General features: G+C 69.8%; 10 protein-coding genes and 1 pseudogene. 2 read left to right on the forward strand and 9 right to left on the reverse strand.

Annotated elements, in window-relative coordinates:
- The 3 genes and pseudogenes from ftrA to ABDW35_RS23640 all read right to left on the reverse strand — a co-directional run.
- Positions 1–299, reverse strand: a pseudogene (gene ftrA / locus ABDW35_RS23630) (transcriptional regulator FtrA); the annotation flags it as partial.
- 181 nt (positions 300–480) lie between these two features.
- Positions 481–1,881, reverse strand: coding sequence for a dihydrolipoyl dehydrogenase (lpdA, locus tag ABDW35_RS23635; RefSeq protein ID WP_343716317.1), 1,401 nt, complete (start codon positions 1,879–1,881; stop codon positions 481–483).
- Between the two features lie 131 nt (positions 1,882–2,012).
- On the reverse strand, positions 2,013–2,471 hold the full coding sequence (locus ABDW35_RS23640; RefSeq protein ID WP_343716318.1) for a MarR family transcriptional regulator: 459 nt from the start codon (positions 2,469–2,471) through the stop codon (positions 2,013–2,015).
- A gap of 298 nt (positions 2,472–2,769) precedes the next feature.
- Here ABDW35_RS23640 and ABDW35_RS23645 point away from each other — a divergent pair, with 298 nt between their 5' ends.
- Positions 2,770–3,609, forward strand: a complete 840-nt coding sequence (locus ABDW35_RS23645; RefSeq protein ID WP_343716319.1) for an alpha/beta hydrolase — start codon at positions 2,770–2,772, stop codon at positions 3,607–3,609.
- A gap of 283 nt (positions 3,610–3,892) precedes the next feature.
- Here the strand turns inward: ABDW35_RS23645 and ABDW35_RS23650 are convergent, their stop codons facing one another.
- Entirely contained in the window at positions 3,893–4,834 is a 942-nt protein-coding gene (locus ABDW35_RS23650) for a choline ABC transporter substrate-binding protein (RefSeq protein ID WP_343716320.1), read from the reverse strand.
- The gene (betC, locus tag ABDW35_RS23655; protein ID WP_343716321.1) at positions 4,807–6,393 is read right to left on the reverse strand and encodes a choline-sulfatase; all 1,587 of its coding nucleotides are present in this window, start codon (positions 6,391–6,393) and stop codon (positions 4,807–4,809) included. The genes ABDW35_RS23650 and betC overlap by 28 nt, the downstream gene beginning before the upstream one ends.
- A 150-nt stretch (positions 6,394–6,543) precedes the next feature.
- Here betC and ABDW35_RS23660 point away from each other — a divergent pair, with 150 nt between their 5' ends.
- The gene (locus tag ABDW35_RS23660) at positions 6,544–7,443 is read left to right on the forward strand and encodes a LysR substrate-binding domain-containing protein (protein ID WP_343716322.1); all 900 of its coding nucleotides are present in this window, start codon (positions 6,544–6,546) and stop codon (positions 7,441–7,443) included.
- Positions 7,444–7,615: 172 nt separating this feature from the next.
- On the opposite strand, the gene queC is transcribed toward ABDW35_RS23660, so the two are convergent.
- From queC to ABDW35_RS23680, 4 genes are all read right to left on the reverse strand, one after another.
- Entirely contained in the window at positions 7,616–8,344 is a 729-nt protein-coding gene (gene queC / locus ABDW35_RS23665) for a 7-cyano-7-deazaguanine synthase QueC (protein WP_343716323.1), read from the reverse strand.
- Complete coding sequence (gene queD / locus ABDW35_RS23670; RefSeq protein ID WP_343716324.1) at positions 8,334–8,690, reverse strand: 6-carboxytetrahydropterin synthase QueD; 357 nt, start codon at positions 8,688–8,690, stop codon at positions 8,334–8,336. Before queD ends, queC begins: the two co-directional genes overlap by 11 nt.
- The gene (gene queE / locus ABDW35_RS23675; protein ID WP_343716325.1) at positions 8,687–9,319 is read right to left on the reverse strand and encodes a 7-carboxy-7-deazaguanine synthase; all 633 of its coding nucleotides are present in this window, start codon (positions 9,317–9,319) and stop codon (positions 8,687–8,689) included. Before queE ends, queD begins: the two co-directional genes overlap by 4 nt.
- A gap of 161 nt (positions 9,320–9,480) precedes the next feature.
- Positions 9,481–10,202, reverse strand: a 722-nt coding sequence (locus ABDW35_RS23680) for a molybdopterin cofactor-binding domain-containing protein (RefSeq protein WP_343716326.1), incomplete at its 5' end; no start/stop codon positions are given.

Consider the following 10,202-nt stretch of genomic DNA (forward strand, 5'->3'; position numbering starts at 1 on the left):
TGGGCCCGGCGCAGGGCCTTCAGCAGCGGCTCGGGCGGAGCCTCGCGGATCCCGCGCCAGCCGGGCACGACGATGGTGCCGGCCTGCTCCAGCGCCTCCAGCCCGGCCTCGGCCTGGACCTGGATGCCGCCGGTGGCGCGCAGCGGCCCGGCCTCGGCGGCGCAGACGGTGAAGCGGTACCAGTCGGCGAATTCCGGCCGCGGCAGGCCGAACACCTCCACGGCCACCCCGAACTCGAAGGTGCACAGCCCGTCATAGGCGAGCACGGCGACGCTGCGGTTCGGCGATGGCTGGGTCATGGGCGATGGGAACGCCATCGCGGCCGGGGCGTCAAGGATGCACCGGGAGCGGAGCTTTGCGCCGTCGCTCCCGGTGCATTCTTCCAGTTCATCGTCATTCCCGCGAAAGCGGGAATCTCCCGCCGATCAAGCGGTGACGAGATCCCCGCTTTCGCGGGGATGACGAACAAAAATAGCCCGGTCAGATGTGGATTGCGCGCCCGTCGACGGCGAGGGCGGCTTCCTTGACCACCTCGTTCAGGGTCGGGTGGGCATGGCAGGTGCGGGCGATGTCCTCGGCCGAGGCGCCGAACTCCATCGCCAGCACGCATTCGGCGATGATGGTGCCGGCCTCGGCGCCGATGATGTGCACGCCCAACACCCGGTCGGTCTTGGCGTCGGCCAGGATCTTGACGAAGCCGTCGGTCGCGTTCATTGCGCGGGCCCGGCCATTGGCCAGGAACGGGAACTTGCCGGCCTTGTAGGCCACGCCGGCCTGCTTCAGCTCCTCCTCGCTGCGGCCGACCGAGGCTACCTCGGGCCAGGTATAGACCACGCCCGGGATGGCGTCGTAGTTCACATGACCCGCCTGGCCTGCCAGAATCTCGGCCACGGCCACGCCCTCATCCTCGGCCTTGTGCGCCAGCATCGGGCCGGCGATGACGTCGCCGATGGCGTAGATGCCCTCAACATTGGTGCGGAAGTGCTTGTCGGTCTTGACCCGGCCGCGCTCGTCCAGCTCGACGCCGGCGGCGTCCAGGCCCAGCCCCTCGGTGTAGGGCCGGCGGCCGATCGACAGCAGCACGTAATCGGCCTCGATCGTCTCCGCGTCGCCGCCCTTGGCCGGCTCGACCGTCAGGGTGACGCCCTTATCGGTCGTGGTCGCGGAGGTGACCTTGGAGCCCAGCTTGAACGCCATGCCCTGCTTGGTCAGGATGCGCTGCATCTGCTTCGACACCTCGCCGTCATTGGTCGGCAGGATGCGGTCGAGGAACTCCACCACCGTGACCTTGGCGCCCAGGCGCGACCAGACCGAGCCGAGCTCGAGCCCGATGACGCCGCCGCCGATCACCACCAGGTGCTTCGGCACCTCCGGCAGCGACAGCGCGCCGGTCGAGGTGACGATGCGCTTTTCGTCGACCTCGACGCCCTTCAGCGGGGTCGAGTCGGAGCCGGTGGCGATGACGAAGTTTTTGGCGGCGTAGCTCTTGCCCTCGACCTCGATCCGGTCCTTCGCGGTGAAGCGGGCGGCGCCCTTCAGCCGGTCGATCTTGTTCTTCTTGAACAGGAAGTCGACGCCGTCGACGTTGGCCTTCACCACCTTGTCCTTGTGGCCCATCATGCCGCCGAGGTCGAGCTCGACCCCCGCCACCTTGACGCCGAAGGCGGCCAGAGCATGCCCGGCCTCCTCGAACTTCTCCGACGCGTGCAGCAGCGCCTTGGACGGGATGCAGCCGATGTTCAGGCAGGTGCCGCCCAGGGTCGGCATCTTCTCGACGCAGGCGGTCTTCAGCCCCAGCTGGGCGGCGCGGATGGCGGCGACATAGCCGCCGGGGCCGGCGCCGATCACGATCACGTCATAGGTGGCGGTGGGTTCGGTCATCGCTCGCACTCAGCTTGCGGAAGGGTGGCCGCAAACTGCATGACCCGGCGCCGCGCCGCAACTGCGTCGAGCGGGCGGCTGCCATCCTGCGATGATATGCGGGCCTATGGTCCGGCCGCCGCCACACGGGCTCACTCCGGCCGATCGAGCCGGCTGTCGAGGGCCGCGGTCAGCGCCTGGATCTGGCGGTTGAGGGCGTCGAGCTGCGGCAGGGTCAGGCCGGACCGCTGCAGCAACGCCTCGCCCAGGCACTGGCTGCGGGCGAAGAGGTCGCGGCCCGCCCCGGTCAGCCGGACCTGCACCTCGCGCTCATTGCCCGGGCTGCGCCGGCGGCTGACCAGCCCGGCCGCCTCCATCCGCTTCACCAGGGGCGTGATCGTGCTCGATTCGAGGGCGAGGCGGGCGGCGATGGCGCCGATCGTCCGGCCGTCCTCCTCGCCCAGCACGTTCAGCACGAGGTACTGCGGATAGGTGATGCCCATCTCATCCAGCAGCGGCTTGTAGGTGCGGTTGATGGCGATGTTGGTGCGGTACAGCGTGAAGCAGATCTGCTCGTCGAGCGCGAGCGGGCGGTCCTTCGGCAAGGGCATGCGGCACCCTCCTGTTCCTGATGCACGATCACATTTATCACGAAAAATGATATCACGCTAAGATATAGCTGGACGCCGGTGAGGTGTTGGGATATCCGTATTGGTGTCGCAACAATTGATATCGCGATAACTAATGGAGCCGCAGATGGATCGCAGCGAGCACGGGACGGACGGGATGTCGCGCCGGCTGGTCCTGGCGGCAGGAGTCGGACTCGCCGCCGCGGCGGCCCTGCCGCATTCTTCCCTGGCGCAAGCTGCCGCCACGCCCTCACGCCCACCTTCATCCGGAGACAGCACCATGAGCAGCGGATTGTTCACGACCAAGGACGGCACCAACATCTTCTTCAAGGATTGGGGCCCGCGCGACGCCCAGCCGATCGTGTTCCACCATGGCTGGCCGCTCAGCAGCGACGACTGGGACGCCCAACTGCTGTACTTTCTGGGCCAGGGCTTCCGCGTGGTCGCCCATGACCGGCGCGGACATGGCCGGTCCAGCCAGACCGACACCGGCAACGAGATGGACACCTATGCGTCCGACGTGGCGCAGCTGGTGGCGCATCTCGATCTCAAGGGCGCCGTCCATATCGGCCATTCGACCGGCGGCGGCGAGGTGGCGCGCTATGTCGCCAAGCATGGCGGCCACGGCCGGGTGGCCAAGGCGGTGCTGGTCAGCGCCGTGCCCCCGATCATGGTGAAATCGGAGAAGAACCCCGGCGGCCTGCCGCTCGAGGTGTTCGACGGCTTCCGCCAGGCGCTCGCCGCCAACCGGGCGCAGTTCTATCGCGACATCCCGGAGGGACCCTTCTACGGCTTCAACCGCCCGGGCGCGAAGGTCTATCCGGGCGTGATCGACAATTGGTGGCGCCAGGGCATGATCGGCGGCGCCAAGGCCCATTACGACTGCATCAAGGCGTTCTCGGAGACCGACTTCACCGAGGATCTGAAGGCGATCGAGGTGCCGGTGCTGGTGGCGCATGGCGACGACGACCAGATCGTGCCGTTCGCCGATTCGGCGCCGCTCTCGGCCAAGCTGCTGAAGCACGGCACGCTGAAGGTCTATAAGGGCTTCCCGCACGGCATGCTGACCACCCATGCCGACGTGCTGAACCCGGACCTGCTGGCCTTCATCAAGGGCTGAGATAGGCGGCGGGTCACCGCCCGCCGCTGACATGAACCGTCATGGCGAGCCCGAAGGGGCGTGGCCATCCAGAGGCCGGTGCGAGCCGCCCCTGGATGGCCACGGCGCTGCGCGCCTCGCCATGACGTGTCTTTTTGAACGAGCCTCTCGCCTCCGGGCGATTCAGCGCGAGGTGCCGCCGGTCGGGCGGCCGCGCATGTAGTGCCGCTCCGGGTGGTAGCGCGGCTTGAACAGCTGGACGATCCAGTCCCGGATCTGGGTCAACATGCGCTGCGGGCCTCCTTCAGCCCCGGTTCAGTGCGGCGCGGACGGCGGTGGCGCCATCCTGCCCGTCGCGGGTGGTCACGCCGGCCAGCCAGCCGGCGAGAAGGTCGGGGTGAGCCTTGAGGTACTTCGCGGCGGCCGTGCGGCCATCCGCTCCCTCGTCCAGGATCGTCCCCATGATCTGGTTCTCCATGTCGACCGTGAATGTCAGCTGTGACAGCAGCCGGGCGAGATTGGGGCAATTCTTCGACAAGTCTCGCTTCGTCACGGTATAGACGGTCGCGCCGCCGTAATTCGGGCCGAAATAGGCGTCGCCGCCGCTGAGATATTCGATCTGGAACTTGGTGTTCATCGGGTGCGGCTCCCATGCCAGGAAGGCGACCCATTCCTGCCGCCGCACGGCGCGGTCCACCTGACTCAACATCGCCTGCTCGCTCGATTCGACCAGGGACCAGCCGTCCAGCCCGAAATCCTTGGCGTCGATCATCTTCTGGATGTTCTGGTTCGCCGGCGCCCCGGGCTCGATGCCGTAGATCTTGCGGCCGAACTGGTCGGCATGCTTCGCCAGGTCGGCGAAATCCTTCACCCCGGCCTCGGCGACATAGGCCGGCACCGCCAGGGTGAAGCGGATGCCGTCGAGATTCGGGCGGATCACCTCGATCGCCTTCTCCGCCGTCAGCGGCTCGATGAAGCGCTTCTGCGCCGGCATCCAGTTGCCGAGGAAGACGTCGATCTGGCCGTTCTTCAGGCTTTCGAAGGTGACCGGCACGGCCAGGGTCTCCACCTTCTGGGTGTAGCCCAGCGGCTGCAGCAGCGTACCGATGATCCCGTTGGTCGAGGTGATGTCGGTCCAGCCCGGATCCGACATGCGCACGGTGGCGCAGCTGTCCGGGTCGGCCGCGACGGCCGGCGTGGCCACCAGCAGCAGCCCGGTCAGGGCAAGGGCGATGTGTCCGCGCATGATGCTGTCTCCCTGTTGTTGTCCCCAAGGGGGTTGTCGCCCCGCGTGACGCGCGGGAACCGGGCGGCGGCCTCCAGGTCGTCGAGATCCATGTGGTTGCGGATGTATTGCCGGGTGGCGTCCTGCCGTGGCTGCCAGTCCCAGCCATGCAGCGTGCCCCGGCGCAGCGCCGCATCGACGAAGCGCCGTCGCCGTTGGCTTTCCAGCACCTGCTCGCGCAGCCGCGGCAGGTCCCAGCGCGCCGCCACCTCCGCCCGGAAGGCGGCAATTCGGGCGGACTGGGCGGGATCCGCGGCGAGGTTGGTCCGCTCGCCGGGATCGGCCGTCAGGTCGAACAGCTGGTCGGGGTCGGCCGGGCTGTGGATAAATTTCCAGCCGTCGCGGCGGATCATCACCATTGGCGCCACCGCGCCCTCGGCCAGGTATTCGCCCAGCACCAGGTCATGGCCGCCGGTGCCGGCCAGATGCGGCAGCAGGCTGCGCCCGTCCAGCGGTGTCGGATGGGCGGGCGCCCCTTCCGGCGTCGCCAGGTCGACCAAGGTCGGCAGCAGGTCGGCGGAGGAGACGGCGGCGCCCACCCGGCGCGGCGCGAAACGACCGGGGGCGTGGACGATCAGGGGGATGCGGCTGCCGCCCTCCAGGAAGCTCATCTTGTACCAGAGGCCGCGCTCGCCCAGGAACTCGCCATGGTCGGAGAGGAGGATGGTGACCGTGTCCTCGGCCAGGCCGGTGCGGCGCAGCGCCTCCATCACCCGGCCGAACTGCTCGTCGACATAGGCGATGGCGCCGTAATAGGCGCGGCGGGCGCGGCGGGTCTGCTCCGGCGTGATCGGCGTCCGGTCCAGCTCGCACACCGCGCGCAGCCGGCGGGAATGCGGGTCGTCGGCCGGCGCGTCCTCGGGCAGCGGGATGTCCTCGTCGCGATGCAGCTTCCAGTACCGCTCCGGCACCGCGAAGGGGTCGTGCGGATGGGTCAGCGACACGGTCAGGCAGAAGGGTTGGCCGCCGCCCGTCCGGGCCAGGTCGTAGAGCCGCCGCTCGGCCGCGAACACCACCTCGTCGTCGAAATCCAGCTGGTTGGTGCGGATGCAGGGGCCGGCGTCGATCACCGACGACATGTTGTGGTACCAGCTCGGCCGCGCCTTCGGCCGGTCCCAATCCGGGGTCCAGCCGAAATCCGCCGGGTAGATGTCGGTGGTCAGCCGCTCCTCGAAGCCGTGCAGCTGGTCGGCGCCGCAGAAATGCATCTTGCCGGACAGGATGGTGCGGTAGCCCAGCGCCCGCAGCGCATGGGCGAAGGTCGGGATGTCGGAGGGGAACTCGGCGGCGTTGTCATAGGCGCCGATCGCCGAGGGCAGCCGGCCGGACATGAACACGGCACGGGACGGGCCGCAGAGCGGGCTGTTGCAGTAGGCGGCGTCGAACACCACCCCGTCGCGCGCCAGCCCGGCGATCACCGGCGCCTGCACCACGGCATTGCCGTAGGCCGGCAGGGCGAAGGGCGTCAGCTGGTCCGCCATCAGGATCAGGATGTTCGGTCGCCGCGCCTCTGTCCCCACGATCCGCCTCTCCATGCCTATGCAATGCCGGAGACGATGCCCCGGTTCAGCCGACAGGATGGGGTGCGACAGAAAGGATCGTGAAGACCGCGGCCGTTCATGCAGGTATTATCCCTGTTTATGGCAACCCGTCGCCGCGACCTGCCGCCAATGCCGGCGCTCCTGGCCTTCGAGGCCGCAGGGCGGCTGTCGAATTTCAGTGCCGCCGCGCGCGAGCTCGGGGCCACCCAGCCGGCCGTCTCCCATCAGATCGCCGCATTGGAGGCGCGGCTGGGCGCGGCCCTGTTCCGGCGGCTGCATCGCGGCGTGGCGCTGACCGGCGAGGGCGAGCGGCTGCTGCAGGTGGTGACCCGGTCGCTCGACGCCATCGCCGACACGGCGGCGGAGATCCGCCAGGCGCGCGACCCGGGCGGGCTGACCGTCGCCACCGATTTCGCCTTCGCCACATACTGGCTGCTGCCGCGGCTGGAGCGGCTGCGGGCGGCGCTGGGCGGGGTCGAGATCCGCATCCTGGCCAGCCAGGATGTGATCGACCCGCGCGACCGCGCCGTCGACGCCGTGGTCGCCTTCGGGCCGGGGCGCTGGCCCGGCTGCACCGTCGACCGGCTGTTCCCGGAAAGCGTGGTGCCGATCTGCAGCCCGGAGATGCTGGCCCGGCTGCCGCGCCTGACGGCGCCGGCCGACCTGCTGGGCCAGCCGCTGCTGCATCTCGACAGCCCGGACCCGGCGCGCTGGCTCGACTGGGCCGGCTGGTTCCGCGGCCAGGGGGTGGAGGGGGCGCCGCGCGGCCGGTCGCTGCGCCTCAACAACTACCCGCTGGTGCTGCAGGCGGCCTTGGCCGGGCAGGGCGTGGCGCTGGGCTGGCGGCCGCTGGTCGACGACCTGCTGGCGGCGGGGCAGCTCGTCGCCTGCCTGCCGGCGCCCTACCGCACCCAGCGCGGCTATTTCCTGGCCCAGCCTCTGGCCGACCGGCCGGACCCGCTGCGCGCCGCCTTCCGCGACTGGCTGGTGGCCGAGGCGGCGGGGCGCGGGACGGTGAAGCCCGGATAGATGGATGGGCCGGAGCCACCCCCTCACCCGAAATCACTGCGCGATTTCGACCTCTCCCCAAGGAGAGGTGACAGGACCGCGGCCCTTGTTCCCCTCTCCTCGGGGAGAGGGAGGGGCCCGTCGCGTTGGCGACGGGAGGGTGAGGGGGATCGGGCCGCGCCGTCGAGCGAGCCTAGCCTTTGGCCGCCCGGAACCGCCGCCAGCCCTCGGCGCGCAGGTGGCAGGCGGGGCATTCGCCGCAGCCGTGACCCCAGTCATGAGCCTGGCTGCGGTCGCCGCGATAGCAGCTGTGGGTCTCGTCGCGGATCAGGTCGACCAGCGCCGCGCCGCCCAGGCTCTCGGCCAGGCGCCAGGTCTCGGCCTTGTCGATCCACATCAGCGGCGTGTGCAGGACGAAGCGCGTCTCCATGCCCAGGTTCAGCGCCAGCTGCATCGCCTTCATGGTGTCGTCGCGGCAGTCCGGATAGCCGGAATAGTCGGTCTCGCACACGCCCAAGACCAGGTGGCGCAGGCCGCGGCGATAGGCCAAAGCGGCGGCGAAGGTGACGAACACCAGGTTGCGGCCCGGCACGAAGGTGTTGGGCAGGCCGTTGTCCTGCATCGCGATCTCGACGTCGCGGGTCAGCGCCGTGTCGCTGACCTGGCCGAGGACGGACAGGTCGAGCATGTGGTCGTCGCCGAGCTTCCCGGCCCAGCCCGGGAAGCGGCCGCGGATCGCGTCCAGCACGACCGGCCGGACGTCGAGCTCGACCCGGTGGCGCTGGCCGTAGTCGAAGCCGACGGTCTCGACCCGACCGAAGCGCTGCAGCGCCCAGGCCAGGCAGGTCGCCGAATCCTGCCCGCCGGAGAACAGCACCAGCGCGCCCTCGGTCGCGCCCCTCTCGCCCTGGTCAGCGGCCATCGTATTCGGCCCAGCAGTTCGGGGTCTCGTAGACGGTCACGGCGGCCAGCAGCGGCAGGGCGGGCCGCACCCGCTCCCAGATCCAGACGGCGATGTGCTCGGCCGTCGGATTCTCCAGCCCCTCGATCTCGTTCAGGCAGTAATGGTCCAGCCGGGCCAGGATCGGCGCGAAGGCGGCCTCGACGTCGAAGAAATCGACGACGAAGCCGGATTCAGGGTCGACCGGCCCCTCCAGCCGCAGCTCGACGCGATAGGAATGGCCGTGCATCCGGTGGCAGCGATGGGTCGCCGGCACGTTGGGCAGCCGGTGCGCCGCCTCGAAGGTGAAGGCCTGGGTGATCCTCATGGAATGCCGATCAGCTTGTGGGTCTGCAGGCTCAGCCGCCATTGCGGGTGCGACAGGCAATAGGCGACCGCGGCCTCGGTGTTGGCGATGCGGTCCGGCCCGTCCATCGGCTGCAGCCAGAAATGGGTGAAGTCGAGGCCCGCCACCGCCTCGGGCAACAGCTCCTGCTGGGGATAGACCAGCTTCAGCTCGTCGCCGCTTCGCGCGGTCAGGGGCGCGCCGGCCTTGGGGCTGACGCAGACCCAGTCCAGCTCCGGCGGCGGCTGGATCGTGCCGTTGGTCTCGACCGCGGCGGTGAAGCCGCGGGCATGAATGGCGTCCAGCAAAGCGCGGTCCAGCTGCAGCAGCGGCTCGCCGCCGGTGAAGACGACGAAACGGTCCGCCGCCGCACCGTCCCAGCAGGCCTCGATCGCATCGGCGAGGGCTTCGGCGCTGTCGAAGCGGCCGCCGCCCGGTCCGTCGGTGCCCAGGAAGTCGGTGTCGCAGAAGCGGCACACCGCCTCGGCCCGATCCTGCTCGCGGCCGGTCCACAGGTTGCAGCCGACGAAGCGGCAGAACACCGAGGCGCGCCCGGCATGGCGGCCCTCGCCCTGCAGGGTCTTGAAGATCTCTTTGACGACGTAGCCCATCACGCGGATCCGGCGCGGCACTCTCCGGCCCGGGGGTGGGCCGTTGCCGCGCGGCGCGGTTTTAGACCTTTTCACCGCGCGGGTCAGGTGCGAATTGCCGCGGACGGAAAAGGCCCGCGCCGGATGGGCGCAGGCCTCGGGATCCTTCCGGACCGGACCGATCAGGTGCTGGTCAGCTTCGACAGGTCGAGCGGCAGCGAGCGCAGGCGCTGGCCGGTCGCGGCGAAGACCGCGTTGCCGATCGCCGGCGCCAGGCCGGGCACGCCCGGCTCGCCGATGCCGGTCGGCGCCTCGGCCGACGGCACGATATGCACCTCGACCTTCGGCATCTCCGACATCCGGGTCGGCTCGTAGGTGTCGAAATTGGCCTGCTCCACCTCGCCGTCCTTCAGCGTGATCTTGTTGCGCAGGACAACGGAGAGGGCGAAGCCGACCGATCCCTCGACCTGGGCGCGGATCACGTCCGGGTTGACGGCGATGCCGCAATCCACGGCCGCCACCACCCGGTCCACCTTCAGCGCGCCGTCCTTGATCGAGACCTCGGCCACGGTGGCGACATAGCTGCCGAAGGACTGATGCACGGCGACACCGCGGCCGGAGCCGGCCGGCATCGGCTGGCCCCAGCCCGCCTTCTCCGCAACCAGCGCCAGCACGCCGGCATGGCGCGGCTGGTCCTTCAGCAGCGCGGCGCGGAAGGCGACCGGGTCCTTGCCGGCGGCATGGGCCAGCTCGTCCACCACGGTCTCGACCGCATGGGCGGTGTGGGTGTGCCCGACCGAGCGCCACCACAGCACCGGCACGCCCTCCTTGGCATTGTGCACCGTCGCGGTCAGGTCCGGCACCGCATAGGCGGTGTCCGACGCGCCCTCGATGCTGGTGGCAT

It is taken from the genome of Inquilinus sp. (assembly GCF_039594555.1).
Taxonomy (GTDB): Bacteria; Pseudomonadota; Alphaproteobacteria; order DSM-16000; family Inquilinaceae; genus Inquilinus.